The 23,832-nt window shown below is 64.0% G+C and carries 18 protein-coding genes; 15 read left to right on the forward strand and 3 right to left on the reverse strand.

Features of this window, described 5'->3' with window-relative positions; translation table 11 throughout:
- From bchB to hemA, 12 genes are all read left to right on the forward strand, one after another.
- A complete protein-coding gene (gene bchB, locus J3454_RS13710) occupies positions 1–1,584 on the forward strand; it encodes a ferredoxin:protochlorophyllide reductase (ATP-dependent) subunit B (RefSeq protein WP_349514323.1) in 1,584 nt (527 codons plus the stop codon).
- Complete coding sequence (locus J3454_RS13715; RefSeq protein ID WP_349514324.1) at positions 1,574–5,215, forward strand: magnesium chelatase subunit H; 3,642 nt, start codon at positions 1,574–1,576, stop codon at positions 5,213–5,215. The genes bchB and J3454_RS13715 overlap by 11 nt, the downstream gene beginning before the upstream one ends.
- Before the next feature lie 19 nt (positions 5,216–5,234).
- Positions 5,235–6,131, forward strand: a complete 897-nt coding sequence (bchL, locus tag J3454_RS13720) for a ferredoxin:protochlorophyllide reductase (ATP-dependent) iron-sulfur ATP-binding protein (RefSeq protein WP_349514325.1) — start codon at positions 5,235–5,237, stop codon at positions 6,129–6,131.
- The gene (gene bchM, locus J3454_RS13725; RefSeq protein ID WP_349514326.1) at positions 6,131–6,835 is read left to right on the forward strand and encodes a magnesium protoporphyrin IX methyltransferase; all 705 of its coding nucleotides are present in this window, start codon (positions 6,131–6,133) and stop codon (positions 6,833–6,835) included. Before bchL ends, bchM begins: the two co-directional genes overlap by 1 nt.
- A complete protein-coding gene (locus J3454_RS13730; RefSeq protein WP_349514327.1) occupies positions 6,832–8,271 on the forward strand; it encodes a BCD family MFS transporter in 1,440 nt (479 codons plus the stop codon). Before bchM ends, J3454_RS13730 begins: the two co-directional genes overlap by 4 nt.
- Before the next feature lie 73 nt (positions 8,272–8,344).
- Positions 8,345–9,151: a photosynthetic reaction center subunit H gene (gene puhA, locus J3454_RS13735; RefSeq protein WP_349514328.1), complete on the forward strand. Its 807-nt coding sequence runs from the start codon at positions 8,345–8,347 to the stop codon at positions 9,149–9,151.
- Positions 9,142–9,903, forward strand: a complete 762-nt coding sequence (puhB, locus tag J3454_RS13740; protein WP_349514329.1) for a photosynthetic complex putative assembly protein PuhB — start codon at positions 9,142–9,144, stop codon at positions 9,901–9,903. The genes puhA and puhB overlap by 10 nt, the downstream gene beginning before the upstream one ends.
- Entirely contained in the window at positions 9,900–10,385 is a 486-nt protein-coding gene (gene puhC, locus J3454_RS13745) for a photosynthetic complex assembly protein PuhC (RefSeq protein WP_349514330.1), read from the forward strand. The genes puhB and puhC overlap by 4 nt, the downstream gene beginning before the upstream one ends.
- Entirely contained in the window at positions 10,385–10,693 is a 309-nt protein-coding gene (locus J3454_RS13750; protein WP_349514331.1) for an O2-dependent cyclase accessory protein, read from the forward strand. The genes puhC and J3454_RS13750 overlap by 1 nt, the downstream gene beginning before the upstream one ends.
- Entirely contained in the window at positions 10,690–11,763 is a 1,074-nt protein-coding gene (gene acsF / locus J3454_RS13755) for a magnesium-protoporphyrin IX monomethyl ester (oxidative) cyclase (RefSeq protein WP_349514332.1), read from the forward strand. The genes J3454_RS13750 and acsF overlap by 4 nt, the downstream gene beginning before the upstream one ends.
- Positions 11,757–12,575, forward strand: a complete 819-nt coding sequence (gene puhE / locus J3454_RS13760; protein ID WP_349514333.1) for a putative photosynthetic complex assembly protein PuhE — start codon at positions 11,757–11,759, stop codon at positions 12,573–12,575. The genes acsF and puhE overlap by 7 nt, the downstream gene beginning before the upstream one ends.
- 23 nt (positions 12,576–12,598) lie before the next feature.
- A complete protein-coding gene (gene hemA, locus J3454_RS13765; protein WP_349514595.1) occupies positions 12,599–13,819 on the forward strand; it encodes a 5-aminolevulinate synthase in 1,221 nt (406 codons plus the stop codon).
- A gap of 83 nt (positions 13,820–13,902) precedes the next feature.
- Here the strand turns inward: hemA and J3454_RS13770 are convergent, their stop codons facing one another.
- The 3 genes from J3454_RS13770 to J3454_RS13780 are packed head-to-tail and all read right to left on the reverse strand — an operon-like array spanning position 13,903 to position 18,973.
- Complete coding sequence (locus J3454_RS13770; protein ID WP_349514334.1) at positions 13,903–15,990, reverse strand: glycoside hydrolase family 97 protein; 2,088 nt, start codon at positions 15,988–15,990, stop codon at positions 13,903–13,905.
- 32 nt (positions 15,991–16,022) lie between these two features.
- Complete coding sequence (locus J3454_RS13775) at positions 16,023–17,384, reverse strand: alpha-amylase family glycosyl hydrolase (protein ID WP_349514335.1); 1,362 nt, start codon at positions 17,382–17,384, stop codon at positions 16,023–16,025.
- The gene (locus J3454_RS13780) at positions 17,384–18,973 is read right to left on the reverse strand and encodes an MFS transporter (protein WP_349514336.1); all 1,590 of its coding nucleotides are present in this window, start codon (positions 18,971–18,973) and stop codon (positions 17,384–17,386) included. The genes J3454_RS13775 and J3454_RS13780 overlap by 1 nt, the downstream gene beginning before the upstream one ends.
- A 306-nt stretch (positions 18,974–19,279) precedes the next feature.
- On the opposite strand from J3454_RS13780, the gene J3454_RS13785 reads away from it, so the two are divergent.
- Genes J3454_RS13785 through J3454_RS13795 form a run of 3 tightly spaced genes read left to right on the forward strand, consistent with a single transcriptional unit; the run spans position 19,280 to position 23,830 of the window.
- Entirely contained in the window at positions 19,280–21,127 is a 1,848-nt protein-coding gene (locus J3454_RS13785) for an alpha-amylase family glycosyl hydrolase (RefSeq protein ID WP_349514337.1), read from the forward strand.
- Positions 21,102–22,805 carry an alpha-glucosidase gene (locus tag J3454_RS13790; protein WP_502878600.1) on the forward strand — a complete coding sequence of 568 codons (1,704 nt, stop codon included), beginning with the start codon at positions 21,102–21,104 and terminating at the stop codon, positions 22,803–22,805. The genes J3454_RS13785 and J3454_RS13790 overlap by 26 nt, the downstream gene beginning before the upstream one ends.
- Entirely contained in the window at positions 22,802–23,830 is a 1,029-nt protein-coding gene (locus J3454_RS13795; RefSeq protein ID WP_349514339.1) for a LacI family DNA-binding transcriptional regulator, read from the forward strand. Before J3454_RS13790 ends, J3454_RS13795 begins: the two co-directional genes overlap by 4 nt.
- The last annotated feature ends 2 nt before the right edge of the window (positions 23,831–23,832 follow it).

Consider the following 23,832-nt stretch of genomic DNA (forward strand, 5'->3'; position numbering starts at 1 on the left):
ATGCAACTGGCAGTCTGGACATATGAAGGCCCCCCGCACGTTGGTGCGATGCGCGTGGCGACCGCGATGGAGAAGCTGCACTACGTGCTGCACGCGCCGCAGGGCGATACCTATGCCGACCTGCTGTTCACGATGATCGAACGGCGCGGCAAGCGCCCGCCGGTCACCTACACCACCTTCGAAGCGCGCGATCTGGGCAAGGATACCGCGCAGATCTTTCAGGATGCCGCACGCGAAGCTGTCGCCCGGTTCAAGCCGCAGGCGATCATCGTCGGCGCGTCCTGCACTGCAGAGCTTATACAAGATGATCCGGCAGGGCTGTCCGAGGCGATGGGCCTGCCCTGCCCGGTCATACCGCTCGAGCTGCCCAGCTATCAGCGCAAGGAAAACTGGGGCGCAGCCGAAACGTTCTACCAGATCGTCCGCAACCTTGCCGACAAGTCGGTTGTGCGTGAGCCGCGCGGCCAAGGCGAGAACGCCCGTCCGGCCCGCGCCAACATCCTCGGCCCGACAGCGCTCGGCTTCCGCCACCGCGATGATCTGGTCGAGATTCGCAAAATTCTCGATACCCTCGGCGTCGAGGTCAACCTTGTCGCGCCGCTGGGCGCCACACCGGAGGACATCACCCGGATCGGCCATGCCGATTTCAACATCGTCCTCTACCCCGAAATCGCAGATGAGGCCGCCCGCTGGCTCGAAAAGACTTTCGATCAGCCCGCAGTGCGGACCATCCCTATCGGCGTGGGAGCAACCCGCTCCTTCATCGCCGACGTCGCCGAGTTGGCAGGTGCAGATCCCACGCCTGCCCTCGGCGACACCTCTTCCCGCATGCCCTGGTGGAGCCGGTCGGTCGATTCGACCTATCTCACCTCCAAGCGCGTGTTCATCTTCGGCGACGCGACCCATGCGGTCGCCGCCGCCCGGATCGCGCGTGAGGAACTGGGCTTCGAAGTCTGCGGCCTCGGCTGCTACAGCCGTGAATTCGCCCGCGAAGTCCGCGCCGAAGCCGCGCGCTGCGGGGTCGAGCCGCTGATCACCGACGATCACCTCGCGGTCGAAGACGCCATCGCTGCCGCTGCGCCCGAACTGGTGCTGGGCACGCAGATGGAACGCCACATAGCCAAGCGGCTCGGCATCCCTTGCGCGGTCATCTCCGCGCCGGTGCACGTGCAGGATTTCCCCGCCCGCCACTCGCCCCAAATGGGGTTCGAAGGCGCCAACGTGATCTTCGACACCTGGGTGCACCCGCTGGTGATGGGGCTGGAAGAACACCTGCTCACCATGTTCCGCGAGGATTTCGAATTTTCCGACGAAGCGGGCGCTTCGCATCATGCGGCGCACTCCCCGCGCAAGGCTTCGGTGCAGACGGATGTCGAAGCACCCGTTGCGGATATCGCGGTGGCGACAGTCACGGATATCAGCGCAACCGGCTGGACGGCCGAGGCCGAACGCGAACTCAAGAAGATTCCATTTTTCGTGCGTGGCAAGGCGCGGCGCAACACCGAAGCCTTCGCCGCTGCCGATGGCCGCACCGCCATCGACCTTGAAACCCTGTACGACGCAAAGGCGCATTATGCACGGTAGCGTCCCTTCGGCTTCGTCGCTCAATCCGCGCGCCCCCGTTCGGGTGGTGATCGTTACGCTCGACAACCACCTGAAGGGTGCGGTCGACCGGGCGGATGCGATGCTGGCGCCTGAAGGGATCGAACTCAGCCTGCACGCCGCATCGGAATGGGGCAGCGAACCGGGCGAACTGGAAAACGTCAAAGCCGCGATTGCCGAAGCCGACATCGTGATCGCCACGATGCTGTTCCTCGACGATCACATTCGCGCAATCCTGCCCACGCTTGAAGCGCGGCGTGAGGAATGCGACGCGATGGTGTGCCTGATGAGCGCAGGCGAAGTCGTGAAGCTGACCCGCATGGGCGGCTACCGGATGGACGCGCCGGCCAAAGGCCCGCTGGCGCTGCTCAAGAAGCTGCGCGGCAACGCGGGCAAGAACGGCAAGCCCAATTCGGGCGCGGGGCAGATGAAGATGCTGCGCCGCCTGCCCAAGATCCTCAAGTTCATTCCCGGCACCGCGCAAGACGTGCGCGCCTACTTCCTCACGCTGCAATATTGGCTCGCCGGTTCGGACGAGAACGTGGTTGCCATGGTCCGCGCGCTGATCGATCGCTATGCTGCGGGTGAGCGGATGTATCGCCGCGGCATCACCAAGGCCGAAGCGCCGATCGATTATCCCGAAACCGGGGTCTATCACCCGCGCACCCAGCAACGCATTTCCGAAAGCCTGCGCCTGCTTCCGCGCGAGGAAGGCCGTGAAGGCACCGTCGGCCTGATCCTGCTGCGATCCTACCTGCTGGGCCGCGACAGCGCGCATTATGATGGCGCGATTGCCGCATTCGAAGCTGCTGGCCTAAAGGTCGTGCCGGTATTCGCAAGCGGGCTGGATGCACGTCCGGCGATCGAGCAGTTCTTCATCGGCCCCGATGGTCGCCCGACGGTGGACGCGGTGGTCAACCTCACGGGCTTCTCGCTCGTCGGCGGCCCCGCCTACAGCGATGCGGCTGCAGCGCGCGAAATTCTGGGCAAGCTCGACCTTCCCTACCTCGCTGCCCACGCCATCGAATTCCAGACCATCGAGGAATGGGCGCACCGTGCGCAAGGCCTGCTGCCGCTCGAATCGACCATGATGGTCGCCCTGCCCGAACTCGACGGATCGACTGTGCCGCACGTGTTCGGCGGGCGCGCAGGCAACACCGGCCCGTGCTGCACCGGTTGCGACCGCAACTGCCCGCGTCCGGCCTCGGAAAAAGCCAAACCGATGCAGGCCTGCCCGGAACGTGCCGAAGCTTTGGCCGCGCGGACCGTTCGGCTGGTGCAGCTGCGCAAGGCCGAACGCAGCGCACGCAAGCTCGCCATCGTGGTGTTCAACTTCCCCCCCAATTCAGGCGCGACCGCCACCGCCGCCTTCATGGCAGTGCACGAATCGCTCTACGCCACGCTCCAACGGCTCGCGGGCGAGGGTTACGACGTCGAGGTGCCAGAAAGCCTCGATGGGATGCGCGAAATCCTGCTGAAGGGTAATACCGAACGCTACGGCACAGATGCCAATGTCGCGCACCGCGTTCCTGCCGACGAACACGTTCGGCGGGAAACGTATCTGGCCGAGATTGAGGCCGCATGGGGCCCGGCACCGGGCAAGCAGCTGGCCGATGGCGGCCATATCCTCATTCAGGGCGCGCATTTCGGCAATATCTTCGTCGGCGTGCAGCCGGGCTTCGGCTACGAAGGCGATCCGATGCGGCTGCTGTTCGAAGGCGGCTTTGCCCCCACCCACGCCTTCAGCGCGTTCTATCGCTGGCTGCGCGAGGATTACGCCGCGCACGCCATCCTGCATTTCGGCACCCATGGCGCGCTGGAATTCATGCCGGGCAAACAGGCTGGTATGTCGGGCAAGTGCTGGCCGGATCGGCTGATCGGCGACACGCCCAATTTCTACCTCTACGCCGCCAACAACCCGTCCGAAGGAATGCTGGCCAAGCGCCGTTCGGGCGCGACTCTGATCAGCTACCTCACACCGCCGCTGGCGCAGGCCGGGCTCTACAAGGGCCTGACCGAGTTGAAGGCGAGCGTCGAACGCTGGCGCGCGACGATCGACGATGCCGATCACGCCGACGAGCGCGCGGATCTCGCCCAGCTGATCGCCGACCAGTGCGATGCGCTGGACATTGCCTATGACGATATCGGCGAACTGCCTGCGCGTCTTTATGAAATGGAAGAGGCGCTAATTCCGCACGGGCTGCACATTCTCGGCAGCAATCCGCAAGGGCAGGCGCGTGAGGATATGCTGGATGCGATGTGCGAAGCGGGCAGCCTTGATGGGGCGACGCCCGACCGTGCTATGCTGGGGGCCAAGCTCGATTCCTCCGACGAACTCGGCGCCCTGATCCACGCGCTCGATGGCGGTTACACCCAGCCCGCCCCCGGCGGCGATGTGGTGGTGAACCCCGATGTGCTGCCCACCGGGCGCAATATTCACGGGTTCGATCCATTCCTGATGCCATCGGCCTATGCCTGCCGCTTGGGCAGCGAACAGGCCGAACAGCTGATTGCACGCCACGTTAATGGCGGCCAGCCTTTCCCCGAAAGCATCGCGATGGTGCTGTGGGGCACCGACAACATGAAGTCCGAAGGCGTGCAGATTGCCCAGGCGATGACGCTGATGGGTGCCCGCCCCCGGCGCGATAGCTATGGACGGTTGTGCGGGGCCGAGCTGATCCCGCTGGAGCAACTTGGTCGTCCACGGATCGACGTGGTGATGACGCTTTCGGGCATTTTCCGCGATCTTCTGCCGATGCAGACCCGGATGCTGGCGCAGGCCGCCTTATTGGCGAGCCAGGCGGACGAGACGCCGGAAGCCAACTTCGTGCGCAAGCATACGCTGGCGCAGATGGTGCAGCATGATTGCGATCTGGAAACCGCGGCGCTGCGGGTGTTCTCCAATGCCGAAGGTGCCTACGGGGCCAACGTCAACCAAATGATCGCGGGCGGCGTGTGGGCCGATCCCGATGAACTCGCCAACGCGTTCGAGATCAACAAGGGCTTTGCCTACGGGGTCTCGGGCAAGCCGGTGCAGCAGCGCGAAATCTTGCACTCCGCGCTCGGCACGGTCGATTTCACCTACCAGAACCTCGAAAGCGTTGAACTGGGCATCAATGATGTCGACCAGTATGTCGATGGCCTCGGCGGCGTGACCCGCTCGGTTGCGCGGGCCAAGGGCGCCGAAACGCCGGTCTACATCCTCGATGCCACCCGCGGCGCCACCAAGGTGCGCACGCTGGCCGAACAGATCGACCTTGAAACCCGCACCCGCACGCTCAACCCCAAATGGTTCGAAGGCCTGCTGGAACATGGCTACGAAGGCGTCCGCCAGATCGAAGGCCATGTGACCAGCACGCTCGGCTGGTCGGCCACCACCGGGCAGGTTGCGCCGTGGGTGTACCAGAAGATTTCCGAGACCTTCGTGCTCGACGAGACAATGCGGCGGCGCTTGTCGGAGCTCAATCCCAAGGCCTCGGCCGGGGTGGCCAATCGCCTCCTCGAAGCCTGCGACCGCCACCTGTGGGAGCCGGACGAAGCCACGCTCGCCGCCTTGCGCGAAGCCAACGACGAGCTCGAGGACCGCCTTGAAGGCGTGTTCGCGGGCGAATGAAAACGAGGGATCGTAAACTATGAACCTGCACAGCCCCCAATCCAGCTTCAGCAAGCCCGACGGCGAAGGATCGGTTCAAGTCCAGCTCGACCCGGCCGACAAGATCAAGGGTGCGAAGGTGTTTGCCGTTTACGGAAAGGGCGGGATCGGCAAGTCGACCACCTCCTCCAACCTTTCGGCCGCCTTCTCGAAGCTTGGTCACAAGGTGCTGCAGATCGGCTGCGATCCCAAGCATGACAGCACCTTCACCCTGACCAAGAAACTGATGCCGACCGTCATCGACGTGCTGGAAACGGTTGAATTCCACGCCGAGGAACTGCGGCCAGAAGACTACATGTTCGAAGGCTATAACGGCGTCATGTGCGTCGAGGCCGGCGGACCGCCCGCTGGCACGGGCTGCGGCGGCTATGTGGTCGGGCAGACGGTCAAGCTGCTGAAGCAACACCACCTGCTCGAAGAAACCGATGTCGTGATCTTCGACGTGCTGGGCGATGTGGTGTGCGGCGGGTTTGCCGCGCCGCTGCAGCACGCCGAACGCGCGCTGGTGGTGGCGGCCAATGATTTCGACTCCATCTTCGCCATGAACCGCATCGTCGCGGCGATTGCGGCCAAATCCAAGAACTACGACGTGCGGCTCGCCGGGGTGGTGGCCAACCGCAGCAAAGACACGGACGAGATCGACCGGTTCTGCGACAAGGTCGGCATGCCGCGCCTTGCGCATTTCCGCGATGTCGATGCGATCCGCCGCTCGCGCCTGAAAAAGTGCACCTTGTTCGAGATGGGCGAAGATCCCGAAGTGGTCGCCGCGCAGGACGAATACCTGCGGCTGGCAGCGATGCTGTGGGCCGGGGTCGATCCTTCCAAAGCGCAGCCGATGAAGGACCGCGATATCTTCGATTTTCTGGGGTTCGAATAATGGCGACGCGGCTTCCTTCAGGGTATGACGACCGGCGCGAGGCGCTGGCGACTTATTTTGACAGCACTGCGCGTCAGGCGTGGATCGATCTCACCTCGGACACCAAGGTCAGCGGCATCCGCGCAACGGTGCGGGCCGGACGTGATGCGATGCGCGCGACGCTGCTTTCCTGGCTGCCCGATGACCTGCGCCGCACCAAGGTTCTGGACGCAGGCTGCGGCACCGGGGCACTGGCGGTTGCGGCGGCGTGCCGCGGCGCTGATGTAACCGGGATCGACGTGGCCGGCGGCCTTGTCGAAGTCGCGCGGGAGCGCGCACCCTCGTTCCTCGGCCATGGCCGCATCCGGTGGCGCGCAGGCGATATGCTCGATCCCGAACTCGGCACCTTTGAACACGTGGTCGCGATGGATTCGCTGATCCATTATCAGCCTGAAGACCTGGTCGATGCGCTCGGCGAACTGGCCCAGCGCACCAACCGCTCGATCCTGTTCACCTTCGCCCCGCGCACGCGGCTGCTGGCGACGATGCATCAGGTCGGCAAGATCTTCCCAAAGTCCGATCGTTCCCCCGCTATAGTACCGACCGCAGAAAGCGATCTGCGCGAACGCCTCGGCAACCTGCCGGGCTGGAGCATCGGGCGTACCGAGCGCATCTCCAGCGGTTTCTACAAGTCGCAGGCGCTGGAACTGGTGAGGCACGGATGAAGCGTTCGGCCCGCCCTCAGGCACCGCATTGGACGGAGGTGGCATTCCGCCTTTTGCCGTTTGCGGATGCCGCGAGTGCGGACCTGCCGCTGGGGCAATTGCTGCGCCTGTCGCTGTTTCAGGTGACGGTGGGCATGGCGACGGTGCTGCTGAACGGCACGTTGAACCGGGTGATGGTGGTCGAACTCGGCACACCGACATGGCTGGTTGCGCTGCTGATCGCGGTACCGCTGCTGGTTGCGCCGTTCCGCGCGCTGATCGGGCATAAGTCCGATACCCACCGTTCGGTGCTTGGCTGGCGGCGGGTGCCCTATATCTGGTTCGGCACGCTGATGCAGTTCGGCGGGCTTGCGATCATGCCCTTCGCGCTGCTGCTGCTGGGCACGGTGGACCGCTTCGAAATCGGCCTTGTCGCGGCGATCGCGGCCTTCCTGCTGACAGGAACAGGCTTTCACGTCACGCAGACCGCCGGCCTGGCGCTGGCGACCGATCTGGCGCCGGAAAGCAAGCGCCCGCGTGCGGTGGCGCTGCTATACGTAATGCTGCTGGTGGGAATGATGTTCGCCGCCTTCGTCATTGGCGGCGTGCTGATGGATTACAGTGCGACCAAGCTGGTGCAGGTGATTCAGGGCTGCGCGGTGCTGACCATCATTCTCAACGTCATTGCCCTGTGGAAGCAGGAGGCGCGCAACGTCAAAGTGACTGCGCCTGACCGCGCAACCCCGGTGTTCTCGGACCTGTGGCAAGCCTTCGTGCGCGATGGGCGCAATGCGCGGCTGCTGACCGCAATCGGGATCGGTGCGATGGCTTTCGCGATGCAGGATGCGCTGCTCGAACCCTATGGCGGCGAAATTCTCGGCCTGTCGGTCGGCGCGACCACCGGGCTGACCGGTGCCTGGGCGCTCGGTTCGCTGGTAGGCTTCACGCTGTCGGGCCGCTGCCTTGCACGCGGATGGGATCCGCTGCGCCTCTCGGGCGCCGGTATCGTGATCGGGATCAACGCCTTTCTGCTCGTGCTGTTTGCCGGGCCGTTCGCGTCGCCGGCAATGCTATATTGCGGCGCGCTGGGGATCGGGCTCGGGCTCGGGCTGTTTTCGGTCGGCACGCTGATCGAGGCGATGACCATTGCCAAAGGCGAGACGGCGGGTCTTGCGCTGGGTGCGTGGGGCGCGGTTCAGGCGACCTGTGCGGGGATCGGCATCGCAATCGGCGGGCTGCTCCGCGATCTCGTCGCAGCGCTGGTGCAAAGCGGCGATGCCCCGGCCACCATGGCCACCCGCGCCAGCGGCTATGCCACGGTTTACATGCTTGAGATTGCTCTGCTGCTGGCAGGCCTTGCCGCGATCGGGCCGCTGGTCGGCTCGCGGCGCAACCCGCCCGTTGACGAGGCCGGCCCGCATGGCCAGCCCTTCGGCCTGAGGGAGTTTCCGACATGATTACCCAAGTCTGCCCACATTTGATCCTGTCCGGCGCCGCCTCAGCCGACCTAATTCATGAGAGGAACGTGAAATGAACCACGCCTATATCGTCGGCACATTCGATGTCGCCGAACTCGCTTTTCTGCTGTTCTTCGTCTTCTTCCTAGCGCTGGTATTCTACCTTAACCGGGAAAGCCGCCGCGAGGGCTATCCGCTCGAAGAAGAGGAAAACGGGAGAATCCTTCCCATCAGCCTGTTCGACGGCGACAAGAAGGCGTTTCAGCTGCCGCACGGTCGCGGCACCTACATCCCCGAAGATGTTCCCCGGGACGATCTGACGGTGGCAGGCGTACAGGGCTTCCGCGCTGCGGGCGCACCCTACGTGCCATCGGGCAATGCAATGAAGGACGGCATGGGGCCGGCTGCATGGGCCAATCGTGCAAAGTATCCCGACCTGACCTTCGATGGCCGCCCGCGCATCGTGCCGATCGCGCAAAGCCACGATCTGGTGATCGCCGACAATGATCCCAAGCTGATTGGTTGGCCGGTGATGTCGGCCGACAAGAAGACAGTCGGCACAGTCACCGACATCTGGGTCGATCAGGCGGAACACATGATCCGCTATCTCGAAATCGAGACCACCACCGGCAAGAAGGTGCTCGCGCCGATGATGGTTGCCTCGGTTCACGGCAACAGCCTGCTGGCCGCGCTGCTGCCCACCACCAGTGACGAGGCCGAATTTGTCGAGATCGATGCGATCACCGCTGCGCAGTTCGAGGACGTCCCCGCGCTGGAAACTCCGGGCATCATCACTCGCTACGAGGAAGACCGCATCCAGGCCTATTTCGGCGGCGGTTACATGTATGCGACACCGGAAAGGGCTGAACCATGGCTCTGACAACCACCGACACCCGGGCAGCGACGGCCATGCCGCTGCCCGGCGGGATCGATCACGCCGAACTCGAGAACGACGGCCCGACCGCGCACGGCGATCGGCTCGGCACGCCCGCGCCGGATGAAACGGTGCTGTGGAAAGGCCGTCCCGGTCTCGGCATGCTGGCCCGTACCGCCTTCCACACCCGCACGCTGGGGCTGTACATGGGCGCACTGATCGTGGTTGCGCTCGTCAGCGGCAGGAACGATGCGGCGATGGTCGCTGCGGTACTGGGCGTGGCGCTGATCGCCTTGCTCTACCTCCTCGCCTGGCTGAGCGCGCGCAGCACGCTCTATATCCTCACCGATGTCCGCCTGATCATGCGGATCGGCATGGCGATCGAGACGCGGATCAATATCCCGCTCAAGCAGGTCAAGGCCGCCCATCTGCGTCCGCGCGGTGGTGACTACGGCGACATCGCGCTGGAAATCGGCGGCGATCGGCTGCTCGGGCATATCCTGCTGTGGCCGCATGTCCGCCCGTGGCAGTTCACGCAGCCGCAGCCTATGCTGCGTGCGGTGCCCGATGCGGCGCGGCTTGCACAGATGATCGCCGATGTCCGCGCGCAATATGGTGCAATCGACATGAATTTGAGCGAGATCAAGGAAGCGCCTGTCTCCGCAGGCCATCACGCCCCGGTCGCCGCGCCGGTTGCAGCCCGCACGCCGGTCGGCAATCGCCTGAGCGACAAGGGATTAGAAGGAGCGCCGGCATGATCGTTCGTGAATACGAGAAGGACGAGATCACGGTCCAGAAGGTGCCGTTGATGCTGATGGGCGGGATCGTGGTGATCACGCTGGCGCTGACGGCGTCGGTGCAGCTCGGCTTTTTCGAACGCAGCTCGATTCCCGCACAGGCGCGTGCCGAATCCGGCATCCAGCCGGTGGCGGCGCGCACCCTGCGCTTCTTCGACGAACCGGACGGCACCGTGCGCGCCGAAGACGGCGCCACCGCCGAAGTGCTCAGCCGGTTTTCCCCCGGCGAAGGCGGCTTCATCCGTGCCAGCGTCCGCAGCCTCGTCCATCGCCGCCGCATCCGCGGTGAAGGCCCTGGGGTTCCATTCGAACTGACCGAATGGGAAAACGGCGCCCTGACGCTCAGCGACCCGGTCACCGGCAGCAGCGTCGAAGTGTCGTCCTTTGGGCCGGACAACCGCAGGGTTTTCGCCGACATGCTCCCACAGAAGGACGCCCGGTAATGGTTGCCTTGTTCCTTGGCCAGAGCGCGCGCTCGTTCGACGTCGGTTGCACGATCACGGTCGAACAGAGCCCCGATCATTTCCACGCCCATGTCGAGCTTGACGGGGACGTGGCAATCAATCCAGGCGACAAGGTCAGGGTGCATGGCTCGCCGATCCAGATCAAGTTCGGCGAAAAAGTCGTTGTCCAGCGTGCCGCCACAGTCACCCGGGCCACCGCGCTTGAGCGGGGACTGACGCGGCTGGCAGCCTATTTCGACCTCAAGGAACTTTACGAAGTCAGCTTCACCCCGGGGAGGGTACGATGAACGCGCATACCAAGATCGACGCAACGCTCACCCGCGAGCATGCGATGGAGATCGCGCAGCAAAGCACGATGCTGAGCCCGCGCTTCTACACCACCGATTACGATGCGCTCGACGCGATCGACGTTTCCGGCGTGCGTGCGGAGTGGGACCAGCTGATCAGTGACATGGTCGGCGATCCCAACAAGAAGCACTTCAAGCAGGACGATACCTTCCACGGCGTGATCGAAGGGCTTGAGCCGGAACTGCGCGCCGAATTCGTCGATTTCCTCGTCAGCTCGCTGACCTCGGAATTTTCCGGCTGCGTGCTTTATGCCGAGATTGCGAAGCGCACCAAGAACCCCGATGTGAAGCAGCTGTTCAAGCTGCTCGCCCGCGATGAAAGCCGCCATGCCGGATTTATTAACGAAACGCTCAAGGATTCGGGCATCGGCATCGATCTGGGCTTCCTGACGCGGACCAAGAAATACACCTTCTTCAAGCCGAAATTCATCTTCTACGCGGTCTATCTGTCGGAGAAGATCGGCTACGCCCGCTACATCACCATCTTCCGGCACCTGCAGGCCAACCCGCAGAACCGTTTCCACCCGATCTTCCGCTGGTTCGAAGACTGGTGCAACGACGAGTTCCGTCACGGTGAAGCCTTTGCCATGCTGCTGCGCGCCGATCCCAAGCTGCTGACCGGCATGAACAAGCTGTGGGTGCGGTTCTTCCTCGTTTCGGTCTATGCCACGATGTTCGTGCGCGATCATGCGCGGCCTGTGTTCCACAAGGCGCTGGGCGTCGATCCGACCGAGTATGATTACAAGGTGTTTGCGATCACCAACCAGATCAGCCGTCAGGTTTTCCCGGTCGAACTCGACATCGACAGCCCCGGCTTCCGCGCCGCGATGAACGCGCTGCTGCGCGCTTCGCGCCGGATCGAGGAAGGCAAGGAACGCGGCGGCATCACCGGGCTTGCAATGCGGGCTTCGGGAATGGCTGGCGCCGCTTTCAACTTCGCCCGGCTCTATCTGCACCCGACCAAGTCGAACGCGCTGCCCGGTGCGATCAGGCTGCAGCCCGCGTGGTAAGCTGGAGCGGTCATATTGTACCGTTCATCGTGACGGTCGCGATCTGGTTCATCGCCACCGGGCTGATCGCCTGGGCGGATAATCGTGAACGCGCCACCTTCTCGCGCAGTCTAGTGATCGGCAGTGTGGCGGGTATTGCCGGATTGGTGGTCATCCTTGTCGCGTCGCTCTCGGCCGAGGTGTGGGCAGTCTACCTCGCCTTTGTCGGCGCACTGATGGTGTGGGGCTGGCATGAGCTGAGCTTCCTCACCGGTGCCGCCGCCGGGCCGCGCCGGGGCCCGAGCGATCCGTCGCTCACCGGCATCGCGCGCTTCCGTCAGGCCGCTGGCACGGTGATGCATCACGAGGTGGCGCTGGCGTTGACTGCACTGCTGCTGATCTCGCTGTCGTGGAACGTGCCCAACCAGATCGGCGCGACCGTGTTCGTGCTGATGTTCGGGATGCGGTTGATTTCCAAGATCAACCTGTTCGTGGGCGTACCTAACACGACATCGGAAATGCTGCCCGAACATCTCGCCTATCTGAAGACGTATTTCGGCCGCAACCGCATGACTGTGCTGCTGGCGCTGTCGGTCGCAGGCCTTGTGGCGATGAGCGCGTGGTTCGCCACGCTCGCGCTCGCCGCGCCGGTCGGCAGTGCACAGATGGTGGGGGGTAGCCTGCTGTTCACCCTCAGCCTGCTGGGCGTGCTAGAACATCTCTTCCTTGCCCTTCCCTTCCGTGACGGAATGCTGTGGGGCTGGGCAATACCCAAGCGTGCGGGGCCGCAGCGGAAGGCTGCCGGCTCGCAGGAACGGAACGTAACGACATGACCATGACTAACGAGGGATACCCGATGGATTTCGAAGCCTTCTTCGCCGGCGAGCTGGAAACTGTGCGCGCCGATGGCCGGTACCGGGTGTTCACCGATATCAAGCGCCATCGCGGCCGCTTCCCGCACGCCACGCGCTTCATTGATGAGGAAACGCAGGCCGTCACCGTGTGGTGCTCGAACGACTACCTCGGCATGGGGCAGCACCCGGCGGTGCTCGAAGCCATGCATGATTGCCTCGACGAATGCGGCGCGGGCGCAGGCGGCACGCGCAATATTTCGGGCACCAACCACCACCACGTGCTGCTCGAACGCGAACTCGCCGACTTGCACGACAAGGAAAGCGCGCTGCTGTTCACCAGCGGATATGTCTCGAACTGGGCGGGCCTCGGCACGCTGGCGTCGAAGATTCCGGGCTGCGTTGTGTTCTCCGACGCGTTGAACCACGCCTCCATGATCGAAGGCATCCGCTATTCGCGCGCGCCCTACAAGATCTGGCGCCACAATGACGTCGCGCATCTCGACGAGATGCTGTCGCAATTCGGCCCCGAAGTGCCCAAGCTTGTCGCGTTCGAAAGCGTCTATTCGATGGACGGTGATATCGCCCCCATCGCGGACATTCTCGACGTGTGCGAAAAGCATGGCGCAATGAGCTATATCGACGAAGTCCACGCGGTCGGCCTGTATGGCCCGCGCGGCGGCGGTATTGCCGAACGCGAAGGGTTGATGGACCGCATCACCGTGATCGAAGGCACGCTGGGCAAGGCGTTCGGCGTGATGGGCGGCTATATCGCGGCCAGCAGCAACCTGGTCGATTTCGTGCGCAGCTTTGCCAGCGGGTTCATCTTTTCGACCGCGCTGCCGCCGGCAGTTGCAGCGGGCGCTGCGGCCAGCATCCGCCACCTCAAGGTGAGCAGCGCAGAACGCGAACTGCAGCAGAAGCGCGTCGCGCAGGTGCGCCGGTCGCTCGACATCATGGGCATCCCGCACCTGGACAATCCCAGCCACATCATCCCGGTAATGGTTGGCGATGCCAAGAAGTGCAAGATGATCAGCGACTGGCTGATGGACAATCACGGCATCTATGTGCAGCCGATCAACTATCCGACGGTGCCGGTGGGCACCGAACGGCTGCGGATCACGCCGTCGCCGGTGCACACCGATGGCGATATCGACCGGCTGATCAGGGCGCTCAGCGAAATCTGGTCGCAGTGCGAGCTTGCACGGATGGCAACCGCCGCCTAACCGGGCGCGGCAAACAGTTTTCCCTTGGACGGGAAGAAACAGGGGGCGGGTATCAGGCGATGCCCGCCCTTTCTGCTTTGCTGCTACCTGCCGAACGGAATGAAGCGCACCGCCACCCCGCCCGATGCAGCGAGCCGCACGGCGAAGGTATCGCCGCCGGTCACGACCGTCTCCTCGATCACCATCGCATAGGGATTGGTGTCCCAATGCGCATCCGGCCCGTCGCGGTAGATCTGGGCGCGGTATTGCTTGCCCTGTTCGAGGAAGCTGAGCGGTAGCGACAGATCACGCGGACTTTCATCGGTGACCGCACCCAGGAACCATTCCTTAGATGTACGCCCCTGCCGCGCGAAGGCGACATACTCGCCCACCTCGCCGGCGAGCGCGATGCTCTGCTCCCAATCGGCCTCGACATCCTTGATGAACTGGAAGGCTTCAGGGCGCGCTTTGTAATTCTCGGGCAGGTCGGCGGCCATCTGCAGCGGCGAATAGAGCACGACATACAGCGCCAACTGCTTCGCCAGCGTTGTCTGCGGGCGGTTCGACGGATCGCCGCGCGGGACATCGGCGCGCACCGGGGGGCGCTCGTTGGGCTTCAGGTCAAAGATGCCCGGCGTGAAGTCCATCGGCCCAGCCAGCATCCGCGTGAAGGCCAGCATCGGCACGTGGCTTGGCGGGTTGGGCGGCGTACCCCAGGCGTTGAACTCCATTCCGCGCCCGCCTTCGCGGGTCATCCAGTTGGGGTAGGTGCGGCGCAGGCCGGTGTCCTTGACCGGTTCATGCGCATTGATCGATATCTGCCGCTTGGCAGCCTCCTTCACCACCCGCAGGTGATGATCGACCATGAACTGGCTGTCGTGCCATTCGTAGCGGCGAGGCCCCTTGTCATCCACCCGCACCACATCGCCCGCATCTGCGACATAGCCGGTTTTTACCTGCCGCACGCCGACCGATTTGTAGAGGTCGAAGGCGGCCTCCAGCTGGCTTTCGTAATTGGCGATATTGGCCGAGGTTTCGTGATGCCCGATCAGCCGCACCCCCTTGGATTGCGCATAACGCCCCAGTTCGGCGAGGTCGAAATCGGGCATCGGCTCGGTGAAACGGAACAGGTCGCCATTGTTGAACCAGTCCCCGTCCCAGCCGATGTTCCAGCCTTCCACCAGCACGCCTTTGAACCCATGCTCGGCGGCGAAATCGATGTAGCGTTTGGTCTCTGCGGTAGTCGCGCCGTGGATCGGGCCGCTGCCCCAGGTGCGATCATTGATGTGCATCGCCCACCAAATGCCGACATATTTGCCCGGCTCCACCCACGACACATCGCCCAGTTGGTTCGGTTCGTTGAGATTGAGGATGATGTCGGAATTGATCAAGCCGACAGCTTCGCGCGCCACCTGGATGGTGCGCCACGGGCTTTGGAACGGGGCCTTGGTCTTGACCTTCGGCCCACCCGACCAATTGCGCAGCCGTGCCTCGAATGTGCCCGGCCGCAGCGCGCCGAGCGACATCGACGAATAATCGACCAAGGCCGCTTCGTGGATCGAAAAGTGGATGCCGCTGTCCTTGCGGAAGGTCGCAGGCGTGTGCGCATCGTCGACCTGCCCCGCCGCGCCGGTGCGGGTGACGTATTCGTAGCGGTTGAATTCGTCTGACGGCGTGTACCAGATGGTGGTTTTCTCGCCGACGCTGAACTGGGTGCGTTCGTCGACGATCGCGATGTCGCCTTGCAGTGCGGCCTGTTCGGGAAGCTCGTAGCGAAAGCCGATCCCGGTGTCGAAGGCGCGGAAGCGTACCGTCATCTGCCGCGTCGGGCCCCGATCCGCGCCGAAGGTAACGGCGAGTTCATTGTGCTTGTCGCGCACCAACCGGCGCTCGCCCCACGGCTGTTCCCAGGTGCTATCCTTGCTTGTTCGGGTCGCGCCCGCGATGGCGAGGCCGCGTTCGAAGCCGGGGTGTTCGGCAAAGATCATGCCGAGCTTCGACGGGGCGATGACTTCCTCGCCTTCGAAGCGGACCGCATAGGTCGCCTGCCCGTTATCGTCGCTGACCGTGACGGTGATCTTGCCGTCGGGCGAGGTCACTTCCAGCGTCTCTGCGGAAAGCGGCGCAGCGCCTCCCAAGGCCGCCCATGCCACGACCGCCGCGGCGATCATCGGGGTCCAATGCTTCGTCATGTGTCCTCTCCCGCGCCCGCCAAAGCGGCGCATTACTTGCTCTCTTTGAAAATCCGGTAGCCCCACGGCGCGAGCGCCAAGGTCTCGCCGCCGCCGAAGCCCGCCGCTGCACCGGTCAGCGCGTCGGTGTAGCGGCCGTGGTGGCGCGCCTGCCGGAAAGTCACTTGCTGGGGCCGGGGCGACAGGTTGAAGACCGCGAACACCCGCTCGCCTGCCTGCCCCCGTGTAAAGGCATAGACATCCTGCGTGGCATCGGTCGGCACCTCCACCATTTCCGCGCCAAAGCGCCCGTTGTGGAGCGCAGGGGTCTCGGTCTTGAGGGCAATCAGCTTGCGCAACAGCACATCATGCCGGCCCTCGCGCCAGACGATCGGATCACGCTCGAAGAATTTGAGCATCCGGTCGTTGTCGGCTTCCTGCCCGTTATAGACCAGCGGCACCCCGCTCCCCACAAAGGACAGCGCAATCGCCGCCTCGTAGGCGGGGCCGTAGATGTCGGCCGCCACCCCGTCCCACGAATTCTGGTCGTGGTTTTCGGTATAGACCATGCGCATCGCGGCGTGCGGCCATGTTTCGGACTGCCCGGCGTAGTAACCCCGGATCGCCCCTGCCCCGCTGCCGTCCTTGACCAGCCGCTGCATCGCCTCCTTCCAGCCCCAGCCATAGGTCGCATCGAAAGCGCGGGCGTGTAGATCGCGCTGCTCCCACTCGGCGAGCATGAAGACGGGCTTCACTGCTTCGATCTCGGCCCGCGCCGTCTCCCAGAAATCGAGCGGGACATATCCCGCCACATCGGCCCGATAGCCGTCGACCCCAAATTCGCGCACCCAGTAGACCAGGCTTTCCGTCATATACCGGCGCAAGCCAGGCTGGCTGTAATCGAAGTCCGCCACGTCCGACCAGTCGGTGCCGGCGGGTGACATCAACGCGCCTTCGGGCGTGCGCGTGTACCATTCGGGATGGCTCGCGGTCAGCGGATTGTCATAGGCCGAATGGTTCGCGACCCAATCGAGGATCACCCTCAGCCCCAGCCGGTGCGCTTCGGCGACGAAGGCGCGAAACTCCGCCTCAGTGCCCAGTTCCGGATTGACGGCGCGGTAGTCGCGCACCGCGTAGGGACTGCCCAGCGTGCCCTTGCGGTTAACCTCCCCGATGGGATGGATCGGCATCAGCCAGATGATGTCCACGCCCATCGCGGCAAGGCGCGGCAGGTGTTCCTGCGCGGCGGCAAAGGTGCCCTCCGGCGTGAACTGGCGGGTGTTGAGCTGATAGAGCACCGAATCGCGCGTCCATTCGGCATTCGTCACTTCGACCAGCGGGCGCGGGATGTAGTCCGGCTCGGCGAGCACAGGCGAGGCCAGCATCGCCGCCAGCAGCGCGAGCCCGAACCGCATCACGCCTCTCCCGCGCGCAGCAACGGCGCTTCGGCAGGCAGATCGCCATCGGCCACGAACAAGGTGGCGATCGCAGCCAGCACGAAACTCGCCGCCGCGATCACCATCGCATAGATCGGCTCGCCGCCGAACAGGTTGGTGACAAGGAAGCCCAGAATCGTCGCTGCCAGCAGCTGCGGCACGACGATGAAGATATTGAACACCCCCATGTAGATGCCCATTTTTTCCGGTGGAACACAGCCGGCCAGGATCGCATAGGGGAGTGACACGATCGAGGCCCAGGCAATGCCGATGCCGATCATCGCTACCCACAACAGCGCCGGATCCCGTATCAACAGCATCGCCGCAAAGCCGGCCGCGCCCAGCATCAGGTTGATCGCGTGCAAGCGGATGCGATCGATCCGCGCAGCGATGACAATGAAGCCCAACGCTGCCGCCGCCGCCAGACCGTTCCTGACCGAGCCGAGCAAGGCCCACCAATCGGCTGCGTCCTGATAGCCTTGCGTGGCCGGATCGGGCGCAGCGAAGTGGTATTCAGCCACTGCGGGCGTGCCGTAAATCCACATCGCGAACATCGCGAACCAGCTGAAGAACTGCACCACCGCCAGCTGGCGCATGGTCTTGGGCATGGCAAAAAGATCGCTCACCACTTCCATGAAGCCGCTGTGGTTGCGCCCCTCGGCCCGCAATGCGCTCGCGACCAGCTGGATAACGCCGAACCCGGCGAGCAAGGCGGCCAGCACGTAAAGCTCCTGTGCGACCTCGATTGCGCCGAGAAAAGCCGGACGCGCCGCGCTCCGGGCGAGCGCGACGAAGACGGCGAAGGCCATCCCGGCGATGATCCATACAAGCCCGCCCTTACGGAACTGCGCAGCGCTGCGCAGCGCTGCGGTGGAGGTCTTGCGCGCCATGCCGAGTGCGTCGCGCCGCGCGGCCTCAAAGCCTGCCAGTTCATCCGGCGAATACTCGCGCGTGGTGAACACCGTCCACGCCACCGCCGCCAGCAGCGCCGCCCCGCCGATGTAGAATGCCCACTGCACCGTCTGCGGAATCTCGCCCGCTGGCGCGACATTGCTGAGGCCGAACCAGTTGGTCATCACCCACGGCAGCGCGCCCGCCACCACCGCGCCCACTCCGATGAAAAAGCTCTGCATCGCGTAGCCCATCGTGCGTTGCCGGTCGGGCAGATTGTCGCCGACAAAGGCGCGGAACGGCTCCATTGTGACATTGAGCGAGGCGTCCATGATCCACAGCATCCCCGCCGCGACCCACAACACCGGCGAATTGGGCATCACGAACAGCGCGAGGCTGGCCAGCATCGCGCCGACGAGGAAATAGGGCCGCCTCCGACCAAACCTGCCCCACGTTTTATCGGAAAGATGGCCGATGATCGGCTGCACGATCAGCCCGGTCATCGGGGCGGCAATCCACAGGATCGCCAGCTCGTCCACCTCGGCGCCGAGCGTCTGGAAAATCCGGCTGACATTGCCGTTCTGCAGGTCGAAACCGATCTGGATGCCCAGAAAGCCGAAGCTCATGTTCCAGATTTGCGCCGGGCTTAGGCCCGGCTTGTGGCCTGCTGGCGTCATGATCGCACTTTCCTCTCCCCCGCGCCCCGGTGTTGCGGGGATGACGCGGCTCCGTCGGGGCTGTAACATCGCGGCTCTTGCGGTCGATGGCGTACGCCCCCTGGCGCGCCAGTCTGGACAGCTTGCAAATTTTTGCAAGAAACTTTGCAATCTTCTCCGGAAAAATTCTCTTCCGGATCAGTGAAATTGCAGATTTTCACTATTTATCATTATGTTGGTTTAATGTAACTCGCTCATCACTCCCCTTTACAAAGATTTGCAAAAAGACTGGCATGATGCCAGAACGCGCGCGGAGGGAGTTGGGTCATGATGCGAATCTTCGTGAGCGTTATCGCTGCGCTGTGCGCCAGCACCGCGTTGGCGGACGAGAAATCCTCGGCGTTGCCGCCTCTGGCCGACCGCACGCCTGAGGATGAAATCATCTATTTCGTTCTGCCCGACCGGTTCGAAAACGGCGACCGAGCCAACGATCGCGGCGGGATCGACGGCACGCGGCTCGACCACGGCTTCGACCCCGCCCACAAGGGCTTCTATCAGGGCGGCGATCTGAAGGGCCTGATGCAGCGGCTCGACTACATTCAGGGCCTCGGCGCGACTGCGATCTGGCTCGCGCCGGTATTCAGGAACAAGCCGGTGCAAGGCCCTCCGGGCCGCGAGAGTTCGGGCTATCACGGTTACTGGATCACCGATTTCCTTGACGTCGATCCGCATTTCGGCACGCGCGCGGAGTTCAAGGCGCTGGTCGATGCCGCCCACGCACGCGGGATGAAGGTCTATATGGACATCATCACCAACCACACCGCCGACGTGATCAAATACGCCGAATGTTCCGGCCCCGATGCGCCGAAGGAATTGCGCGACAACGCCGCCTGCCCTTACCGCAGCGAAGGGGAATACCCCTACACCACGCGCGGCACGGCGAACGGCGCACCGATCAATCAGGGCTTCCTCGGCACCGATCCCAAGCATCTGACGGCGGAGAACTTCGCGCATCTGACCGACCCCGACTGGGCCTATACCACCTATGTTCCCGATGCCGAGAAGGCGATCAAGAACCCGGCTTGGCTGAACGATCCGATCTACTACACCAATCGCGGCGACAGTTTCTGGGAAGGCGAAAGCCGCACCACCGGGGATTTCTCCGGCCTTGACGATGTGATGACCACCAACCCGCGCGTAGTGGCGGGGTTCATCGACATCTACAAACGGTGGATCAGCGATTTCAGGGTCGACGGCTTCCGTATCGACACAGCCAAGCATGTGAACCCTGAATTCTGGCAGGTCTTCGCGCCTGCGATCCTCGATCATGCCCGCGCGGAAGGCATCCCGCATTTCCACATGTTCGGCGAAGCCTATGAATTCGAACCGGCGCATCTTGCCAAGTTCACCACGCAGGCAGGCCTTCCGGCAGTGCTCGATTTCGCCTTTCAGGGGCGCGTGCGCGATGTGGTGGCAGGCGGAAAGCCGGCGACCGCGTTGTCCTACCTGTTCGAAACCGATGCGGTCTATGCCGAGGGTTTCGAAACGGCAAAGCAGCTTCCGACCTTCCTCGGCAATCACGACATGGGCCGGTTCGCGATGTTCGTGAAGCAGGCCAATCCCGACATTTCCAACGCCGAACTGGTCAGCCGCATAGAACTGGGCCATGCGTTGATGATGTTCTCGCGCGGGGTGCCGACGATCTATTACGGCGATGAACAGGGCTTCGTCTCGGACGGTAACGATCAGGACGCGCGCGAGACGATGTTTCCTTCGGCCACAGCAGTTTACACCGACAACGACCTCGCCGGAACGCAGGCCAGCGTGGCGGACAGCAATTTCGATCCCGCCCATCCGATCTACCGCGCAATTGCCGCGATGGCGGCGGTGCGCACGGCTGAACCGGCGCTGCGGCACGGACAACAGCTCACCCGCCACGCCGATCATGACGGCGGCGCGTTGGTGCTCTCCCGGTTCGATCCTGAAGACCGCGGTGAAATCGTGATCGCCTTCAACGCCGGAAACGCCCCGCGCACGCTCGCCTTCCCGGTCGATGGCCGGGCGACACACTGGGAGTCGCTTTCGGGCAATTGTCCGGCTAACAGCCCGGCGGTCGGCGCCTATCACCTTACCATCCCAGCCACCGGCTATGTCGTCTGCAAGGCGGAGTACTGATCCCGTGAATGCCTCGTCTCTCGGCGCTGCACCTGCCGCCGAAACTGCCGCTGCGCTCGCATGGTGGCGCGGTGCCGTGATCTACCAGATCTATCCGCGCAGCTTTCGCGACACCAATGGCGACGGGATCGGCGATCTGGCCGGAATCGTCGCAGGGCTGGACTATATCGCCGGGCTGGGCGTCGACGGGATCTGGATTTCGCCGTTCTTCACCTCGCCGATGCGCGACTTCGGCTATGACGTGGCCGATTATTGCGGGATCGACCCGACCTTCGGCACCTTCGCCGATTTCGACCGGATCATTGAAAAGGCGCACGGGCTGGGCCTGAAGGTGATCATCGATCAGGTCTATTCGCACACCTCGGACGAACACGATTGGTTTCGCGAAAGCCGGAGCGACCGCACCAATCCCAAGGCCGACTGGTACGTCTGGGCCGATCCAAAGCCTGACGGATCGCCCCCGTCGAACTGGCAATCGGTGTTCGGCGGTTCCGCTTGGCAGTGGGACGGGCCGCGCAAGCAATATTACCTGCACAATTTCCTCACCAGTCAGCCCGATCTTAACGTGCATAACCGCGACGTGCAGGACGCGCTGCTGGACGTCGCCCGCTTCTGGCTGGGGCGCGGGGTCGACGGGTTCCGGCTGGATGCGCTGAATTTTTCGATGCATGATCCCGAATTGCGCGACAATCCGCCCTCCGGCCTGCCACTGGAACTGGTAACGCGCCCGTTCGACATGCAGGCAAAGCATTACAACCAGTCGCACCCCGATATCGTCGCTTTCCTCGAGCGGATCAGGCAGACGATCGACGAATTTCCGGGCCGATTCACCGTCGCCGAAGTCGGCGGGCCGGAGCCGCTGGCGGAAATGAAGGCATTTACTCAAGGCGGCAAGAGGCTGGATTCGGCATATAATTTCGATTTCCTCTACGCGCCGCAACTCACCGCCCCGCTGGTCCGCGCCAGTCTTGCCCAGTGGAGCGGTGAGTCGGGGGAAGGTTGGCCTTCGTGGGCGTTTTCCAATCACGACGCGCCCCGCGCCATCACCCGCTGGGTGCAAGACGGCGACCACGCCCGCGCCGCGCGGCTCAATCTGTTGCTGCTGCTGGCGTTGCGCGGCAACCCAATCATCTATCAGGGCGAAGAGCTGGGCCTGCCGCAGGGCAAGGTCGCGTTCGAGGATCTGCTCGACCCCGAAGCTATTACCAACTGGCCGCACACGCTGGGGCGCGACGGAGCGCGCACCCCGATGCCGTGGCAGGCAAGCGCACCGCAGGCGGGTTTTTCCAGTGCCAACCGCACCTGGCTGAAACTCGACCCCGCCCATGCCGCTTTCGCCATCGACCGGCAGGCCGAAGATCTGCAATCGAGTCTGCATTACACCCGCAAGCTGCTGGCGCTGCGACGGCAGCTGCCCGCGCTGGTGAGCGGCGACATCACTCTGCTCGACACGCCCGATACCATGGTCGCCTTCGTGCGCCGGATCGCGGAGGATGCCGTGCTGTGCGCCTTCAACCTGGGTAATGAGGCGCAGAGCTGGGCGCCGCCGGAGGAATTCGCCGCAGCGCAACTGCTGGCGAACGAAAGCACCATCGGCAACTGGGCGAGACCGCCCATGGTGCTGGCGCCGTGTTCGGGTTACTGGGTTGCAAACAACCCGGAGCCCGCCTGCCAATGAACGCAACCCGGCCTGCCTCACGGCGCAGCGCCACGCTGGAGGACATCGCCCGCGAAGCCGGAGTGTCGGTTTCGACCGTCAGCCGTGCGCTCAATGACAGTCCCTCGGTCAAGCGGCGGACGAAGCAGCAGATCTGGCAGATCGCGCGGGCGCATGACTATGAATTCCGCGCGTCGATGCCCGCCGGGCCGAGCGGTGCGGATGCGACGATCGCTGTGGTCGTCCCCGCCCCGCAGGCGCGCGAAAGCCGGGTGGCGGACCCGTTCTTCCTCGAACTGCTGGCTGGGATCGCCGAAGCTGCACGCGAACGCAACGCCGACCTGCTGATCAGCCATCTGACCCCGCGCGCTGGCGAGGATCTGGATTACGCGATGAGCACCAGCCACGCCACCGGCGTGATCTTCATTGGGCAAAGCTCGCTGCACCACGCGTTCAACGCGCTGGCGCTGCGCGACAATCGCTTCGTGGTGTGGGGCGCGGAGTTTCCCGATGCGCAATATTGCGCCATCGGGTCGGACAATGTCGCGGGCGGGCGGCGCGCGACCTCGCACCTCGTCCGCCTTGGCCGCCGCCGCATCCTGTTCCTCGGTGATACCGAAGCGCCCGAGGCCGAGCAGCGCAGCCGCGGTTATCGTCAGGCGCTCGCACAAGCGGGGATCGCCGTCGACGACAGCCTGATCGTTCCGGCCCATTTCGAGGTTCATTCCGCCGAGGCTGCGACCCGCAGCGCGATCGCACGCGGGCTGACATTCGACGCTGTGTTTGCCGCGAGCGACCTCATCGCGATCGGCGCGATCCGTGCGCTCACCCGCTCCGGACTCAATGTGCCCGCCGATGTTTCGGTGGTGGGGTATGACAACATCCCGGCAGCGCGGCTCGTCACTCCGCAGCTGACCACCATCGATCAGGACGCGAACCTGGCCGGACGGATGCTGGTCTCCAAGCTGATCGACCGCGGCGATGGCCCGGCGATTTCCGAACGACTCGAAACCAGCCTGCTGATCCGCGAAAGCTGCGGCGGATAGCG

Source organism: Erythrobacter sp. NFXS35 (genome assembly GCF_040148725.1).
GTDB lineage: Bacteria > Pseudomonadota > Alphaproteobacteria > Sphingomonadales > Sphingomonadaceae > Erythrobacter.

Excerpts from the sequence above, each read along its gene's own strand:
- J3454_RS13730 (WP_349514327.1), top strand. The coding sequence starts at position 6,832 with ATGAAGCGTTCGGCCCGCCCTCAGGCACCGCATTGGACGGAGGTGGCA.
- bchM (WP_349514326.1), top strand. The coding sequence starts at position 6,131 with ATGGCGACGCGGCTTCCTTCAGGGTATGACGACCGGCGCGAGGCGCTG.
- puhA (WP_349514328.1), top strand. The coding sequence starts at position 8,345 with ATGAACCACGCCTATATCGTCGGCACATTCGATGTCGCCGAACTCGCT.
- J3454_RS13790 (WP_502878600.1), top strand. The coding sequence starts at position 21,102 with ATGTCGTCTGCAAGGCGGAGTACTGATCCCGTGAATGCCTCGTCTCTC.
- J3454_RS13795 (WP_349514339.1), top strand. The coding sequence starts at position 22,802 with ATGAACGCAACCCGGCCTGCCTCACGGCGCAGCGCCACGCTGGAGGAC.
- J3454_RS13770 (WP_349514334.1), bottom strand. The coding sequence starts at position 15,990 with ATGACGAAGCATTGGACCCCGATGATCGCCGCGGCGGTCGTGGCATGG.
- puhB (WP_349514329.1), top strand. The coding sequence starts at position 9,142 with ATGGCTCTGACAACCACCGACACCCGGGCAGCGACGGCCATGCCGCTG.
- acsF (WP_349514332.1), top strand. The coding sequence starts at position 10,690 with ATGAACGCGCATACCAAGATCGACGCAACGCTCACCCGCGAGCATGCG.
- bchB (WP_349514323.1), top strand. The coding sequence starts at position 1 with ATGCAACTGGCAGTCTGGACATATGAAGGCCCCCCGCACGTTGGTGCG.
- J3454_RS13715 (WP_349514324.1), top strand. The coding sequence starts at position 1,574 with ATGCACGGTAGCGTCCCTTCGGCTTCGTCGCTCAATCCGCGCGCCCCC.
- hemA (WP_349514595.1), top strand. The coding sequence starts at position 12,599 with ATGGATTTCGAAGCCTTCTTCGCCGGCGAGCTGGAAACTGTGCGCGCC.
- J3454_RS13785 (WP_349514337.1), top strand. The coding sequence starts at position 19,280 with ATGATGCGAATCTTCGTGAGCGTTATCGCTGCGCTGTGCGCCAGCACC.
- bchL (WP_349514325.1), top strand. The coding sequence starts at position 5,235 with ATGAACCTGCACAGCCCCCAATCCAGCTTCAGCAAGCCCGACGGCGAA.
- J3454_RS13750 (WP_349514331.1), top strand. The coding sequence starts at position 10,385 with ATGGTTGCCTTGTTCCTTGGCCAGAGCGCGCGCTCGTTCGACGTCGGT.
- J3454_RS13780 (WP_349514336.1), bottom strand. The coding sequence starts at position 18,973 with ATGACGCCAGCAGGCCACAAGCCGGGCCTAAGCCCGGCGCAAATCTGG.
- puhC (WP_349514330.1), top strand. The coding sequence starts at position 9,900 with ATGATCGTTCGTGAATACGAGAAGGACGAGATCACGGTCCAGAAGGTG.
- J3454_RS13775 (WP_349514335.1), bottom strand. The coding sequence starts at position 17,384 with ATGCGGTTCGGGCTCGCGCTGCTGGCGGCGATGCTGGCCTCGCCTGTG.